The organism is Moorena sp. SIO3A2, assembly GCF_010672265.1.
Taxonomy (GTDB): Bacteria; Cyanobacteriota; Cyanobacteriia; order Cyanobacteriales; family Coleofasciculaceae; genus Moorena; species Moorena producens.
Genome location: NZ_JAAHHC010000089.1, coordinates 1 through 15,626, shown reverse-complemented (window position 1 = coordinate 15,626; position 15,626 = coordinate 1). Strand labels below are relative to the sequence as shown.

General features: G+C 45.6%; 13 protein-coding genes and 1 pseudogene. 6 read left to right on the top strand and 8 right to left on the bottom strand.

Annotation, left to right across the window (positions count from 1 at the left end; genetic code table 11):
- The 4 genes and pseudogenes from F6K64_RS39285 to F6K64_RS36835 form a co-directional block, all read left to right on the top strand.
- Positions 1-88 (top strand): annotated as a pseudogene (locus F6K64_RS39285) (zinc ribbon domain-containing protein); the annotation flags it as partial.
- Between the two features lie 8 nt (positions 89-96).
- A complete protein-coding gene (locus F6K64_RS36845) occupies positions 97-1,023 on the top strand; it encodes an MvdC family ATP-grasp ribosomal peptide maturase (protein ID WP_008184762.1) in 927 nt (308 codons plus the stop codon).
- A gap of 517 nt (positions 1,024-1,540) precedes the next feature.
- A complete protein-coding gene (locus tag F6K64_RS36840) occupies positions 1,541-2,542 on the top strand; it encodes an MvdD family ATP-grasp ribosomal peptide maturase (protein WP_008184760.1) in 1,002 nt (333 codons plus the stop codon).
- 191 nt (positions 2,543-2,733) lie between these two features.
- Positions 2,734-3,042 carry a hypothetical protein gene (locus tag F6K64_RS36835; protein ID WP_008184757.1) on the top strand — a complete coding sequence of 103 codons (309 nt, stop codon included), beginning with the start codon at positions 2,734-2,736 and terminating at the stop codon, positions 3,040-3,042.
- Between the two features lie 329 nt (positions 3,043-3,371).
- Here the strand turns inward: F6K64_RS36835 and F6K64_RS36830 are convergent, their stop codons facing one another.
- Both F6K64_RS36830 and F6K64_RS36825 read right to left on the bottom strand, forming a co-directional pair.
- Positions 3,372-3,962, bottom strand: coding sequence for a hypothetical protein (locus F6K64_RS36830; RefSeq protein WP_008184755.1), 591 nt, complete (start codon positions 3,960-3,962; stop codon positions 3,372-3,374).
- Positions 3,963-4,219: 257 nt separating this feature from the next.
- Entirely contained in the window at positions 4,220-5,926 is a 1,707-nt protein-coding gene (locus tag F6K64_RS36825; RefSeq protein ID WP_008184753.1) for an iron uptake porin, read from the bottom strand.
- Between the two features lie 206 nt (positions 5,927-6,132).
- Here F6K64_RS36825 and F6K64_RS36820 point away from each other — a divergent pair, with 206 nt between their 5' ends.
- On the top strand, positions 6,133-6,291 hold the full coding sequence (locus tag F6K64_RS36820) for a hypothetical protein (RefSeq protein WP_154659802.1): 159 nt from the start codon (positions 6,133-6,135) through the stop codon (positions 6,289-6,291).
- 194 nt (positions 6,292-6,485) lie between these two features.
- Here the strand turns inward: F6K64_RS36820 and F6K64_RS36815 are convergent, their stop codons facing one another.
- Positions 6,486-8,234 carry an iron uptake porin gene (locus F6K64_RS36815; RefSeq protein WP_287263868.1) on the bottom strand — a complete coding sequence of 583 codons (1,749 nt, stop codon included), beginning with the start codon at positions 8,232-8,234 and terminating at the stop codon, positions 6,486-6,488.
- Positions 8,235-8,442: 208 nt separating this feature from the next.
- Between F6K64_RS36815 and F6K64_RS36810 the strand changes: the two genes are divergently transcribed.
- Positions 8,443-8,601: a hypothetical protein gene (locus F6K64_RS36810; RefSeq protein ID WP_154659802.1), complete on the top strand. Its 159-nt coding sequence runs from the start codon at positions 8,443-8,445 to the stop codon at positions 8,599-8,601.
- 178 nt (positions 8,602-8,779) lie between these two features.
- On the opposite strand, the gene F6K64_RS36805 is transcribed toward F6K64_RS36810, so the two are convergent.
- The 5 genes from F6K64_RS36805 to F6K64_RS36785 form a co-directional block, all read right to left on the bottom strand.
- A complete protein-coding gene (locus tag F6K64_RS36805) occupies positions 8,780-10,525 on the bottom strand; it encodes an iron uptake porin (protein WP_008186397.1) in 1,746 nt (581 codons plus the stop codon).
- Between the two features lie 785 nt (positions 10,526-11,310).
- Positions 11,311-11,973: a phosphate signaling complex protein PhoU gene (gene phoU / locus F6K64_RS36800; protein ID WP_008186395.1), complete on the bottom strand. Its 663-nt coding sequence runs from the start codon at positions 11,971-11,973 to the stop codon at positions 11,311-11,313.
- A 691-nt stretch (positions 11,974-12,664) separates the two neighbouring features.
- Positions 12,665-13,972 carry a sensor histidine kinase gene (locus F6K64_RS36795; protein ID WP_008186392.1) on the bottom strand — a complete coding sequence of 436 codons (1,308 nt, stop codon included), beginning with the start codon at positions 13,970-13,972 and terminating at the stop codon, positions 12,665-12,667.
- A 554-nt stretch (positions 13,973-14,526) separates the two neighbouring features.
- Positions 14,527-15,273 (bottom strand): response regulator transcription factor, encoded by a 747-nt coding sequence (locus F6K64_RS36790; protein WP_008186390.1) that lies wholly within the window; start codon positions 15,271-15,273, stop codon positions 14,527-14,529.
- Positions 15,274-15,353: 80 nt separating this feature from the next.
- Positions 15,354-15,626: hypothetical protein (locus F6K64_RS36785; protein WP_287257119.1), on the bottom strand; the 273-nt coding region annotated here is incomplete at its 5' end.

The following is a 15,626-nucleotide window of genomic DNA, read 5'->3' as shown; positions in this document are numbered from 1 at the left end:
ACGCGACATCAATGGCGCTCGCGGGATATTCCTAAGAGCTTTGGTAGATACACCCTGGCTGAGTAATCAGCTTGCATTGGTGAGCTAAGGTCTGCTTTGGTAGACTTTAGTAGCCAAAAAGTATCGGCTAAACCCTTTCGCTTCGATACGGATCAATTTCCCAGTAAGGTGCAACTAGCAGCCGGGATCAGTAGCGAGGGGCTTAGTTACCAGTTAGACTATAGTGGACAGTCGATTAAAACCGAAGACGTGCAAGGGGTTTGGATGCGACGACTCTGGCATCCACAAGTCAGCCCAGACTTAGCTCCCCAATTCCAAGACGCTTGCGTTAGGGAATCATTAGCAACCATTGATGGTTTCTTAGATCATCTCAACCATGCTCGTTGGGTAGATAGGTTAGAACGAATCCGAGAGGCAGAAAACAAACCACGTCAACTCAGAATTGCCAATGAAGTTGGTCTGCTCGTTCCCCGCACTCTGGTCACGAATAATCCAGATCGGATGCGGGGTTTTTTTGCTGAGGTTGGAGGAAAGATGGTGGCTAAGTTGCTTACTCCTCTTTCCTATAGTATGGAAGCCTCTTCTTTTTTCCTATATACCAGCGTTGTCAAAGAAGAAGACCTCCAAGAGGCAGAAATGTTGCGCTATAGCCCCATGGTCTTCCAAGAGGAGATTCCTAAACAGCGGGAGTTGCGAATAACATTCGTGGCGGGAAATCTATTTGTAGGGGCTCTCGATGCTTCTCGGTATTCTGCAACAACAATGGATTGGCGGTCTGCTAAACCAGAGGACTGTGCTTGGGAACCTGATCAATTGCCCAGTCAGGTTGCCCATGGCCTGAATGCTTTGATGGCAAGGTTGGGACTAACCTATGGCGCTATTGATATGATTGTCACCCCAGACGGTGAGTATGTCTTCCTAGAAGTTAACCCCACTGGCGAATGGGGCATGCTAGAGCGAGATTTAGGTTACCCCATTTCTGATGCGATCGCAGATGCCTTGTTGTCTGAGGTTGCCAATTAAGGCAACAGGCAACAGGCAACAGGCAATAGGCAATAATAAAGATATTTTTAAGGCAATAATATCTCTCATTATTAATGATTTTTTTAATAAAAACTGTACAGCATAAGTGCAATCAACCCGATAAATTAAAAAATAATATCAACTATGATTTATTTATGTTTTATATAAAATTTTTTTAAAAAAAAATAGGTGTTTATGCAAATATAGCAGTCGCCAGAGCAGTTAGGACATGACAAAAGTCTCAAACCTAAGTAAGCGATGCAGCGCGGTCTTGGGGGTTTCCCCCATGAGCGACTGCATCAAGAAGCGCAAGAGTTTGACTTCTGACTTCTGACTTCTGACTTCTGCTATATTTTGTGATTTTCGGGTATTAATTATTCATAATAATTAACTTTGATAATTTGTTATTTTTACTTTTTGATTGATACTTAACAAGTTTATTCTCCCTACTCCCTACTCCCTACTCCCTACTCCCGATTCCCGATTCCCGATTCCCGATTCCCGATTCCTATTAACAATGACAGTTTTAATTATTACCCATAGCCAAGACAACCAAAGCATTCCCCTAGTGGTAAAAGCCATTGAAGAAAAAGGGGGGAAAGCCTTTCGGTTTGATACTGACCGATTTCCCACGGAAGTCCAGTTAGATGTCTATTACGGTAAGAATAGAGACGGTAAGAATACAGAAAGACTAATCCTGAAGTCTGAGGAAGAAAAGCTAGATTTGCAGGAGGTCTCAGCAGTTTGGTATCGGCGCATTGCCATGGGGGCAAGAATTCCCAGCACCATGGATCCGCAAATGCGGCAAGCCTCTGTACAAGAATCTCGTGTAACTATCCAAGGTATGATTGCCAGTATCGATGGCTTCCACTTGGATCGGGTCCCTGTGGTTGAGCAAGCCAAAAATAAGCAGTTACAGCTAAAAGTAGCACGGGAACTCGGGATAGATACTCCTCTTAACCTCACCACCAATAATCCCGCAGCAGTGGTGGAATTTGCCAAAGAATGTGAGTCAGGTATAATCACCAAGATGCTTTCATCCTTTGCCATCTATGATCAGCAGGGACAGGAGCAGGTAGTGTTTACCAATCCGGTCAAACCGGAGGATTTGGACAACTTGGATGGACTAAGGTTCTGTCCAATGACCTTTCAGGAACATCTGCCTAAGGCACTAGAGTTACGAACGAAAATTGTCGGAAAGCAAGTGTTCACTGCTTCGATAGACTCTCAACAGTTTCCAGGTGCTCGTTATGACTGGCGGCGACGGGGCGTTGATTCCCTAAACGCTTGGCAGCCCTATCAGCTGCCCCAGGATCTGGAAGAAAAGTTGCTGAAGCTAATGGATTACTTTGGGTTGAACTATGGCGCGATTGATATTATTCTAACTCCCGATGGTCGCCATGTATTTCTTGAGGTGAATCCAGTGGGAGAATTCTTCTGGCTTGAGCTTTGCCCTGGCTTACCAATTTCCCAGGCTATTGCTGATGTTTTGCTGAACTTGGTGCCACGCCGTTATTAGTACTAATTTTTTTTAGCAGCACTAGAGCTTGTAGGGTGGGCAAAAGCAGTTTGGTTGTTTTGAGTATTTTAGATAATGGAACTTTGCCCACCTTACTTTAATTGGTATTTTTTTTACAGGGAAGTGTGGGGAGATGGGAATTCCCGATTTCCCGATCTCCAGACTATAGCTACTTTTAGTTACAGTTAATAATGAAAAATCAATTATTTTATCTAATTAAAATAACATCTACTATTTTAATTACTTGCGCTTTAGGTCTAGAAATTTGGTATATTTATTTACAGTTAACCCATGGCTCTCTACCAAGTAACCTCTATGCTGCATTGTGCCTAGGAAGTATTGCTCTAATCTCCCATTTTATTGAAGGTGTAATCGCTGCTTTTAAAGCTAACAGTTGTGATAAAAATCCTATAAATTATGGCATTTATACTTTTTTTGTCGGGTTTGTTGGATTGTGGGAATTATTTAATCCAACTTCAGAAAGTTCTAGTTATAAATAAACCGTTGTACTGGGTTATTTCCGGATCTCAAGCAAAAAATGATCGTTCTTAATCCCATATCTTACTAACTAGGGCGCTCTAGCGGACGCGATCGCTAATAGTTCGCTTTTTGCCTACAGGTGTTGCTCGCGCCCCTAAGCTTGATGCGGTTATAGGTAAAGATCGGATGTTGCTGAATCAAGAAATGCCAAATAATTATATATAAGATGGGGTTCTTATAGTAATAATGCTTCCCAAACTCCCGATTCCCGATTCCCGTTCCCCTCCTGGGAGGGGTTAGGGGTGGGTTCCGATTCCCGACTCCCGACTCCCTTCTTATTAATACTCACCTACCGTGCCCGTAATTCTGTTTCTAGTTTGCCTAAATCCTCTTTCAGGAAAACCGTAAGTTGCCCAATGAAAGCCTTGCCGGTATCATTTTGAGTTATTTCTATCCAATAGCCGTATTGTTCTCCTAACAAGAGTTGACCCTGTTCAGCTGACCACAGTGGTAGGTTTTGTCGCCGTGATAACTCTAAGATTTCTCGAGAGGGATAGGTATATACAAACTGAGCGCTATTGTAATCTCGATAAATCTTTGGACCATAGACAGTGCGCAGGGATTCCTCCAGGCGTTCGAGGGTTACCCCATTAACTTGGTCATGGATAGCAATGCGTTCACTGCGAATTGTACTCCGGTCTTTTGGATAAGAGATGGTACCAGGAGGCAAGACCGTGGCTTGAAAGGTAAATCGTTCCCCAGCCGTATCACTCTTGCGCACTAGTAATCCATCTCCAATACCAGGTCGTAGAGTGGGGTGACCGTTAATCCATGCAGCAACTTGATCAGTTCTCTGACCAGGCAGGGCATTAACCCCATTGCCGGTTAGTGCGAATATAATGCCCAGTGATAGAAATGACCCTATTTTAATAACATTCATAGAGAGCACCTATTACCTGAATCTTGGGTAAATTTTAGCATTTTGATACCGAAGCAGAAAAACCCCGACCTCGAAAAGAAGTCAGGGTTTTTGTTACTAAAGCAACATGGCTTTTAGAGCTAGTGGTGCGTTACGGGACAAGCTATCCCAACCCTGACGACCGTGAAAATGATGGCTAGCAGGTCCCTAACGCACCCTACACAATATCTACTGATAACTGACAGCTAATAGCTGATAGCAACACCTAGAATGTTTCCCTAGAATCTAAAGGTGGTACGAATCGCTCCAACCCAAATCGTATCATTGTCATCATCGTGATTAGGATTGAAAATCACGTAGGCTCCTGGAGTAATCATGATGTTGTTGGTGATGGGGAATTTGTACTGTGCTTCAATTAGGTAAGAAGTATCATCATCTTCTGCATCAGTACCATCAATTTCGGTAGCCCTAGGTGGCACACCTCCAGCAAAACTCAGCACAGCTCCCTCTTTGCCAAAATCCACGAAAGACAGGTTAGCTGACCAAGTTAAGATTTCAGCATTGTCACCTTCAGACACCGCACCATTATCATCTTCTGCGATCGCATCAATGTAACCAAACCAACCGCCGATGTGAATTTGTTCGGTCAGGCGAAGACTGGCTTGTGCTCCTAAGCGATTAGCAGAGGTAGCCGTCTCGCCAAAGGGGCGCTTGGCTAGGTCACTACCAGTGCTACCGGAAAGATTAACATCTTCTCCTGGCTGGTAGCTACGGACGTAGGTCAAAGATAAATCCAAGTTATCAATCGGGGAAATACCCAGTTGAGCACCAGCGCTATAGGCACCATTGAACAATCCATCTCCCTGAGCAGGACTAGGAGCATCGCCATCATCAGCTAGATAAAGCAGTGATAGATTGATGGCATCACTAAATTGATAGGTGAAACCGCCACCAGCTCCTTCTGGTCCGCGATGGGTTACGGGGTTGCGGCGATTAAACCGGGATAACGCACCAACGCCACTGCTTTCCAGGAACGGGTTGGTCGGGTCAAAAACGTCATCCAAGGCAAGGCCAGATGTTCCCACATAAGCCGTGAATTTTGTACCAATGGGGAAACGGTAGAACACGTCAGGAATTTCCACATCGTTGCCACTATCCGCATCATGACCCAAGCGAGCCATGTCGGTACCAGTCACATCACTGAGTTGAGTAAAGTTTCCTGCCTCCAAACGAATTCTCAACCGGTCTTTCCCGGTGAAGCTGGTATTTAAGTTCAAACGTACCCGGTTGCTTAAGGTAATGTTTTGATCAATGTCATCTCCACTACCATCAGCTTGTTCTTCCCCAAAGGCACCAGCGAAGGTAAAGATCACCTCCCCTTGGAGTTTGGTGGTGGTAGAGAACTGATGGTCTTCTAGGAAAGCCACTCGACCTTCTAGGTTATCCACCCGTGCCCCTAGGGTAGCCAATTCTGCTTCAAACTCTTGAATCAGCCGTTGCAGGGTTTCCAAGTCTTCCCTGGTAATAAAATCAGCGGTGCTCGCCGCAATTAACCGCTCAATCTGGTTCAAGCAAGCATTTAAACCAGCCGCAAACTCATAACGAGTAGTTGCCCGGTTTCCACGGAATGTGCGGTTAGGATAACCAGCAATACAACCATACCTTTCTACCAGAGAGCGCAAAGCTTCATAGGCCCAGTCACCAGGAGATACATCCCGCAGTTGAGAAACACTGGTCACCTGCTCTAGGGCATCTACATCAGTACTGTTGCTGTTGTAGAGATTGATTTGTTTTAAAATTTGCGAGTTAGACTCACCCTTAGACTCACCGTTACCCTGGGCAACCGATAGCTCTTGTGGAGCCGGAAGGGTTTCAGTAGAAGATGCCTCAAGCTTGGGAGCACCATAGGCGCTGTTAGCCACCAGTAATGAAGCCCCTAGCAAAGCCGGGCTATATTTGATCGTATTCCAAAAACTTGTTGACATCCTTTGTCAATCAACCTCAACCCTAGTAGATTATACTCTTGGACTCAAATTAGTCCCCAACCCTTTATCTTAACCACTAGAATTAGTTATGTCTAGGACAACTCTGGATTAGCATATCATTTTTTGTGATCTTTCGAGAAAGATACTCATCCTCGATTGTAGTCACTTATGATATAGTAGTCGCCAGCGATGCAGAGGTGCGACCCGTGGCGAATTTAATTCTTAATGCGGAAAGCGCACCTAAGCGGTCTTGGGGGTTTCCACGGGGCTTACAGCGATGCAGCGCGGTCTTGGGGGTTTCCCCCATGAGCGACTGCATCAAGACAGGTGCGGACGCAGGTTCCGCACACAGCCCCTCCCCATGAGCGACTGCATCAAGACAGGGCACTCTAGAATTTTTAAATAAAAATAAAACCCTAGAACTTATAGGAAATGACAAAAGTCTCAAACCTAAGTAAGCGCAAGAGTTTGACTTCTGACTTCTGACTTCTCCTAAACTAATCAGCTATCTGCTAATAAATTACAGCAGATAGCTGATCGCAAACCCTAGAATTATTACCTAGAACTTAAAGGTGGTACGGATGGCTCCAACCCAAATCGTATCATTGTCATCATCGTGATTAGGATTGAAAATCACGTAGGCTCCTGGAGTAATCATGATGTTGTTGGTGATGGGGAATTTGTACTGTGCTTCAATTAGGTAAGAAGTATCATCATCTTCTGCATCAGTACCATCAATTTCGGTAGCCCTAGGTGGCACACCTCCAGCAATACTGAACACAGCTCCCTCTTTGCCTAAATCAATGAAAGACAGGTTGGCTGCCCAAGTGAAAATGTCAGCATTGTCACCCTCTTCAACAATCTCACCATTCTCGTGAATAAAATCATCTTCAGCGATCGCATCAATATAACCAAACCAACCGCCGATGTGAATTTGTTCGGTCAGGCGAAAACTGGCTTGTGCTCCAAAGCGATTGGCAGAGGTAGCCACCTCCTCGCCGAAGGGCTCCTTGGCAAGGCTACTCCCAGTGCTACCGGAAAGGTTGACATCGCCTCCTGGCTGGTAGCTACGGACGTAGGTCAAAGATAACTCCAAGTTATCAATGGGTGAAATACCCAGTTGAGCACCAGCGCTATAGGCACCATTGAAAAGTCCATCTTTCTGAGCAGGACTTGGAGCATCATCCCCGTCAGCTAGATAAAGCAGTGATAGACTCAGGGCATCACTAAATTTATAGGTGAAACCGCCACCAGCTCCCTCTGGCCCGCGATAGGTTACGGGGTTACGGCGGTTAAACCGGGATAAGGCACCACTGCCACTGCTTTCCAGCCAGGGGTTGGTGGGGTCGAAAATGTCATCTATGTCAAGGTCAGCGGTGCCCACATAAGCCGTGAATTTTGTACCAATGGGGAAACGGTAGTACAACTTAGTAATTTCCACATCATTGCCACCATCCGCATCATGACCCAAGCGAGCCATGTCGGTACCAGTGACATCACCACTGAGCTTAGTAAAGTTCCCTGCCTGCAAACGAGTTCTCAACCGGTCTTTACCAGTGAAGCTGGTATCGAAAATCAGACGTACCCGGTTACTTAAGGTAATGTTTTCATCAATGCCAACCTGATTCTCATCATCATCATCTATTTCTCCCCTGACATCATCATCAGCTTGTTTTTCCCCAAATGCACCAGCGAAGGTAAACAGAACCTCCCCTTTGAGTTTAGTGGTGGTGGAGAACTGATGGTCTTCTAGGAAAGCCACCCGACCTTCTAGGTTATCCACCCGTGCCCCTAGGGTAGCCAATTCGGCTTCAAACTCTTGAATCAGCCGTTGCAGGGTTTCCAAGTCTTCCCGGGTAATAAAATCAGCGGTGCTAGCTGCAATTAACCGCTCAATCTGGTTCAAGCAAGCATTCAAACCAGCCGCAAACTCATAACGGGTAGTTGCCCGGTTTCCACGGAATGTGCGGTTAGGATAACCAGCAATACAGCCATACCGTTCTACCAGAGAGCGCAAAGCTTCATAAGCCCAGTCTCCAGGAGATACATCCCGCAGTTGGGAAACACTGGTGACCTGGTCTATCGAATCTACATCCGTGCCCTGGTTGTTGTAGATATTGATTTGTTGTAGAATTTCCGAGTTAGACTCACCCGTAGCCTGGGCAACGGTTAGCTCTTGTGGAGCCACTTTAGTTTCAGTAGAAGATTCCTCCAGGCTGGGAGCACCATAGGCACTGTTAGCCACCAGCAGTGAAGCCCCTAGCAAAGCGGGACTATATTTGATCGTATTCCAAAAACTTGTTGACATCTTTTCTCAATCAACCTCACACCTAGTAGACAACACTCTTGGACTCAATGCAGTCCGCCACTTTGTCCTACAACCACGAAAATTCGTTAGTTATAGGACAACTCTGGATTAGCATATCATTTTTTTTGTGATTTTTCGAGAAAGATACTCATCCTCGATTTTAGTCACTTACGATACAGCAGTCGCCAGCGATGCAGAGGTGCGACCCGTGGCGAATTTAATTCTTAATGCGGAAAGCGCACCTAAGCGGTCTTGGGGGTTTCCACGGGGCTTACAGCGATGCAGCGCGGTCTTGGGGGTTTCCCCCATGAGCGACTGCATCAAGACAGGTGCGGACGCAGGTTCCGCACACAGCCCCTCCCCATGAGCGACTGCATCAAGACAGGGCAGTTAGGACATGACAAAAGTCTCACACCCTTTGTAAGCGCAAGAGTTTGACTTGTGACTTGTGACTTGTGACTTCTCCTAAACTAGTCAGCTATCTGCTGATAAATCACAGCAGATAGCTGATAGCAATACCTAGAATTTGTACCTAGTATTTTTACTTAGAACTTAAAGGTGGTACGGATGGCTCCAACCCAAATCGTATCATTGCCTTCATCGTGATTAGGATTGAAAATCACGTAGGCTCCTGGAGTAATCAGGATGTTCTTGCTAATGGGGAATTTGTACTGTGCCTCAACCAGGTAGGAAGTATCTTCATCTTCTTGTTCGGTACCATCAATTTCGGTAGCCTTAGGTGGCACACCCCCGGCAATACTGAACACAGCTCCCTCTTTGCCTAAATCAATGAAAGACAGGGTGGCTAGCCAAGTGAAGATGTCAGCATTGTCACCTTCTTCTACCGTACCATTATCATCTTCTGCTTCAGCATCAATATAACCAAACCAACCGCCGATGTGAATTTGTTCGGTCAGGCGCAAACTGGCTTGTGCTCCTAAGCGATTGGCAGAGGTAGCCGTATTACCGAATGGTTCCTGGGCCAGTTCACTACCAGTGCTACCCGAAAGATTGACACTGTCTCCTGGCTGGTAACTACGGACGTAGGTCAAAGATAGATCCAAATTATCAATGGGGGAAATACCCAGTTGAGCACCAGCGCTATAGGCACCATTGAACAATCCTAAGCCCTCACCGGGATTAGAAGCATCACCATCATCAGCCAAATAAAGTACTGATAGTTTCAAGGCATCACTAAATTTATAGGTGAAACCGCCACCAGTTCCGGTTACTCCCCGATGAGTTAGGGGGTTACGGCGGATAAACCGGGATAAGCCACCACTGCCACTGCTTGCCAGGATGGGGTTGGTCGGGTTGAAAATGTCATGCAAGTCCAGGCCAGTGGTTCCCACATAAGCCCTTAATTTCTTACCAATGGGGAAGCGGTAGTGCAATTCAGTAATTTCCACATCGTTGCCACCACCGGCATCATGACCCAAGCGAGCCATGTCGGTACCAGTCACACTACTGAGCCTAGTAAAGTTCCCTGCCTGCAAACGAGTTCTCAACCGGTCTTTACCGGTGAAACTGGTATCGAAGTTCAGACGTACCCTGTTGCTGAAGGTAATGTTTTCATCAATGCCTTCCTGAGCTTCTTCGTCATCATCATCGTCTTCGTCATCTCCATCTAATCGCCTTTCTTCAGCTTCAGCTTGTTCTTCCCCAAAGGCACCAGCAAAGGTAAACAGAACTTCCCCTTTGAGTTTGGTGGTGGTGGAGAACTGATGGTCTTCTAGGAAAGCCACCCGACCTTCTAAGTTATCCACCCGTGCCCCTAGGGTAGCCAGTTCTGCTTCAAACTCTTGAATCAGCCGTTGCAGGGTTTCCAAGTCTTCCCTGGTAATAAAGTCCGCTGTGCTCGCCGCAATTAACCGCTCAATTTGGTTCAAGCAAGCATTCAAACCAGCCGCAAACTCATAACGGGTAGTTGCCCGGTTTCCACGGAATGTGCGGTTAGGATAACCAGCAATACAGCCATACCGTTCTACCAGAGAGCGCAAAGCTTCATAAGCCCAGTCACCAGGAGATACGTCCCGCAGTTGGGAAACACTGGTGACCTGGTCTATCGAATCTACATTTGTGCCCTGGTTGTTGTAGATATTGATTTGTTTTAAAATTTCCGAGTTAGACTCACCCGTAGCCTGGGCAACCGTTAGCTCTTGTGGAGCCACTTGAGTTTCAGTAGAAGATTCCTCAAGGCTGGGAGCAGCATAGGTATTGTTAGCCACCAGCAGCGAAGCCCCTAGCACAGCGGGACTATATTTGATAGTATTCCAAAAAATTGTTGACATCCTTTGTCAATCAACCTCACACCTAGTAGACAACACTCTTGGACTCAATGCAGTCCGCAATTTTTTCCTATAACCACTACAATTCGTTAGTTATAGGACAACTCTGGATTAGCATATCATTTTTTGTGTGATCAGGGGAGCTAGCTTTTCGAGAAAAATACTCGATTGTAGTGACTTACGATACCAATCCTTTTAAGCAACAGAGCAATCGTTGTCTGTGCGCTCTAGATTATACGGCTTGAGGTTGAAGGGGAGGTAAGGCTTTGGTAATAATCAGGTTAAGAAAGATGCTTTTATGTTTAGCTGTCCGGCAAAATTCATCCCACACCTAATGCTTAGCATAGGTGTGGGATGAATTTTGCACAGGGTATTATAAAATTGCTATAATATATGTACTGATAAACAAAGCCGTTCGCGTAGCGTGGCCTACGGCCTTAAATGCTGGGCAAGTCAGCCACTTACGTGCCTAAAAAATAGAACTCATTGTATTGTTCCGGTGGGTCGGGGCATCCCGTGTCGTTAATAAAGTAACCCGTGTATCCGAACGCGCCCCGCGTCGGCGAAAGCCGATAGTGATGGCTGGAGTTGGTAAGAAGCCCACACTGTAATCTTCGATGAGCGTGTGGGAGTATGTCACGGCTAGCATCTTATTTAGCTAAGATATGATATAGCAATCCTAATTGCAACGTCAACAAGCAAGGGCTTCAGATTCTTACCCATCTTTACCCTCTTGGCTTGTTCTGGTATTTAAAAACTCAGATCGGATTGCTATCTAACCAGTGAACCTAACGCCTAGGAGTAACTCCTGAACGTTGACCAGTGACAATATAAGAGACTCGTTGACCAATATTGGTAGCATGGTCAGCCATTCGTTCTAAATGGCGAATCACTAGTCCTAGTAAAAGAATTGGTTCAACAACACCCTTGATATCCCGCTGACTGGCCAAGGTTTGATACAGTTGGTCATAGGCATCGTCTACTGTATCGTCCAGCTTTTTGACCGTTTGCCCAGCAATGGCATCTAAATCCGCTAGGGCTTTTAAACTTGTTGCCAGCATAGCTTGGGCATGATGAGACATAAGTTCCACCTCTGGCATACAGGGATGGGGTGGATAAGGAAACAGCTTTATTGATAGTTCTCCCAGGTCTTCAGCATAATCACCAATGCGCTCTAAGTCTCGTACTAGTTGCATAAAGGCACTCAGAAGCCGTAAATCTTGGGCAACGGGAGATTGCAGAGCCATTAACGTGACACATTCCATCTCAATTTGGTGATAGTAGCCATCAATGCGCTTATCAAGAGAGGCAAGATGTTGGGCAGTCTCGAGATTGCGCTCAAACAGGGCTTGATGACTTAGTCTAAAAGATTGCTCTACCAGAGCCCCCATACGCAAAACATCTTGTGCCAAACGCTTCAGGGAGCGCTGGAAGTGTGAACGCTCAGACATGTTGCTGACAGAACTATTAGCAGAAGATAAACTCACCAGGAAATAGGGGTTGCTAAGGGAAGGCTGGAAGCCCCTGTGATTTATATATATTTATGCATGGGGAAGAAAGCTTTGCCGTAACATAAATAACTGCCCAACAGCACATCAAGATTAGATGCGATCGCTCCCATCCTTCCGGTAAACAAATTAGCAGGCAGTATTTCGATGAAGGGTTTAGGGTTTAGGGCTTGGGTTCATGCTGTTAACTGGTTACAGGTTAACTGGTTACAGGTTAGCTGGTTACAGGTTAGCTGGTTAGCCAGTTACAGGTTAGCCAGTTACAGGTTAGCTGGTTACAGGTTAGCTGGTTACAGGTTAGCTGGTTACAGGTTAGCTGGTTGAAAGTTAGCTGGTTACAGGTTAGCTGGTTACAGGTTAGCTGGTTACAGGTTAGCTGGTTACAGGTTAGCTGGTTACAGGTTACAGGTTATTAAACCTTCAACCTACCCTACAGGAACCCCAAGGGCGAACACCCTTCAACCTTCAACCTTCAACCTTTAACATTTAACCTTCAACCTTCAACCTTCAACCTTCAACCTTCAACCTTCAACCTTCAACCTACCAGCACATTGGCGAAAAGGGTTCATGACAGGCAGCTGATGATTGGGCGAGCAGGATATGGTAGTATAACACTTAGTAATAGCAAATTTAATCAACCTTTGGTGGTATCTGGAAGTGCAATTTCTATACAGGCACCACCTGTTTCCCAGTGATTGGTGGCTAGGATAGAGCCACCGTGAGCCTCAATAATTTGCTGCACAATGGATAGTCCTAGACCACTGCCACCACGCACAGGTAATGGCTCTCCATTACTATAATTACTCTGGTCTCTGGCTCTTGAGTGATCTCCCCGGTAAAGTCGCTCAAAGACACGGGGTAAATCTGACTCGGCAAAACCATCTCCTGCGTCGATCACCTTAATTTGAATCCAAGTATCGCATTCCAACGCCTTGTGGGAAGATATAGCATTAACCTCAACTCTAATAGCAGCCTGAGGTGGGCTGTGTTTAATACTGTTGTCAAATAAATTTAGAAACACCTGAGTCAGGCGAGAGGGATCAGCTTCCAGATACAATTGATTGGGTCCATGATAGGCAAGGGTTAAGTTCTTCTGTTGGGCTAGGAGTTCTAGGGTTTGCCAGACCCTAAAAATTAAACTCTTTAGTTCTATGGATTGACAGTTAAGATGTAGGGTGGGGTCTTGCTTGAGTTTACTAATTTCCAGCCAATCTTCCACAAGCTGAATCAGCCGTTTGACTTCTGCGAGCATTTTCTCCACCCAGCGGCTTTCCTGAGCCTCCAGACGACTCTGTAACGTTTCCGCCACTAAACTAATGGAGGTTAACGGGGTTCTGAGTTCGTGGGCTAAATCCCCAAACCACTGGTTGCGAGACTCAGCCAGTTCTACCAAAGGTTGTTGATTTTCGAGAAACACACCAACTTGTTTCTGGGGTAAGGGCCAACTGGAAGCTCTTAGATAAAGCGATCGCATTTCACCCATGGCATCCCCCTTTAAGCAACTGGGGTGAAATACCCATTCACAGATCCCAGGTTGCTGCTGCTGACGGGTAGTTTGAATCAGCTGATCTAATTCGTAGGAACGCACCCACTCCAGGAATAACCGGATTTCTCCTGATTCCCAGTCATGAATATGTAATAACTGACGTGCTTGCTGGTTGCACCATAGTAACTGGTTTTCTTCATCCACCAGAAAATAACCTAAGGGTGCTACCTGAAGTAATTCTTGCCAGGTTTGCAGTTCCTGCTCCATCTCTTCTCGTTGATGATTGGCTCTTGCGATCGCTTGCCGCAAACGAGAAACTGCTGACAATGAGTTGCTGGTAGCATCCACCTGTAGTGTTCCCAACATTTGCTGTAGCCGTTGTTTGAGTTGGCGCTGCTGCCACAGCCACAGCCCAATTCCCAAAGCCAGACCTAGTAAAAATGCTAGGAGGGTCATAATAAAAAAAAATATGAAGTAAGCATTCAGCTCTCAGCATTCAGCTCTCAGCATTCAGCTCTCAGCATTCAGCTCTCAGCTCTCAGCTCTCAGCTCTCAGCTCTCAGCTCTCAGCTCTCAGCTCTCAGCTCTCAGCTCTCAGCTCTCAGCTCTCAGCTCTCAGCTCTCAGCTCTCAGCTCTCAGCTCTCAGCTCTCAGCTTATGGGCAATGGGCTTTTACCCATACTTTCAATTCTCATGCTTCTCTATCAATATTAAATTCTCCCGTTCGCTTAGCGTGGCCATAGGTCTGCATAGGTTTATTTTAAGCTGACGGCTGACAGCTGACGGCTGACAGCTGACGGCACCTCAAGTAGCGTGGCCAAAGGCCAACGGCTGAATGCTTACAATATGAAGTATAAAGGACTTCGTACTTTATAATACTTTATCCTTTATCTTTCCTTCATATTTCATTGATTATTTATCCTTGATTCTTGATTTTTTATCTGTCCTTTATCTATCCTTTATCTATTCTTTATCTATCCTTTATCTATTCTTTCTCTATCCTTCATTATTTATCCAAAGCGATAACCAAAACCCCTTACAGTGATCAGGTATTCTGGTTTACTGGGGTCTTCTTCTAATTTTTCCCGTAACCAGCGAATATGAACATCCACTGTTTTAGTATCTCCCACAAAATCCATTCCCCATACTTGATCAATTAATTGGTCCCGAGACCAAACTCGGCGGGGATTATTAATAAATAACTCCAAAAGTCGAAACTCCTTGGGAGATAAATTAACGTCTTCTCCCCGAACCGTCACCCGACACTCTTGGGGGTACAGCTTGATCTCTCGGAATTGCTGGACGGGTGTTGGAGTGATACCATTCAAGTGTTGGCGACGAATTAAGGCTCGGCAACGAGCAATCAACTCCCGCATACTGAACGGTTTAGTGAGGTAGTCGTCTGCACCAACTTCCAAACCTAAAACCCGATCTGTTTCACTAGCTTTGGCACTAAGAATCATGATCGGAATGGGATTTCCTCGATAACGTAGCAACCGACACAGATCTAAACCATTCACCTGAGGTAGCATTAGGTCTAATATGAGCAAATCCACAGAGTAACCAGTGTGATCGCTATCCTGAAGCATAGTCAAAGCTGTAGCGCCGTCCGAAGCAGTTAAAACCTCGTAACCTTCTTCTTGCAGGGCTAGGACGATCATTTCTCGGATTAGTTCTTCGTCTTCCACCACTAAGACTTGTTTAGCCTTGGTCAGTTCTGAACCGGAAGGACTGTGGGGTATGTCGAGAGCAAGCATAAAGTAAGAAAACTTGGTAACTGAGGTTACAAGTCAAGATATACAAGCAGTAACACGCATCTGTCAATCAGAATATTGACTTAATCATCAATTAACCTTATTTTTACCAATATATTATCTGGCTGCAGATAGATTATGGAGCCATTGTGCCTAATTAAGATAAAACCCCAAGTCTTACAGCCAATCCATACCTCTGCACCTACTAGCAAGGAGAGGTTGGGCAAATGCCTTGCAATTAAGTAGTCAAAAAGCGGGATAAAACGGGATTTTTTGGGGTATAATAGACAAAAAGGCCAAGAATAGCCAACGATGTCTAAGCGCAAGAAAAAATCAGGCACAACAAAGAAGCTTTC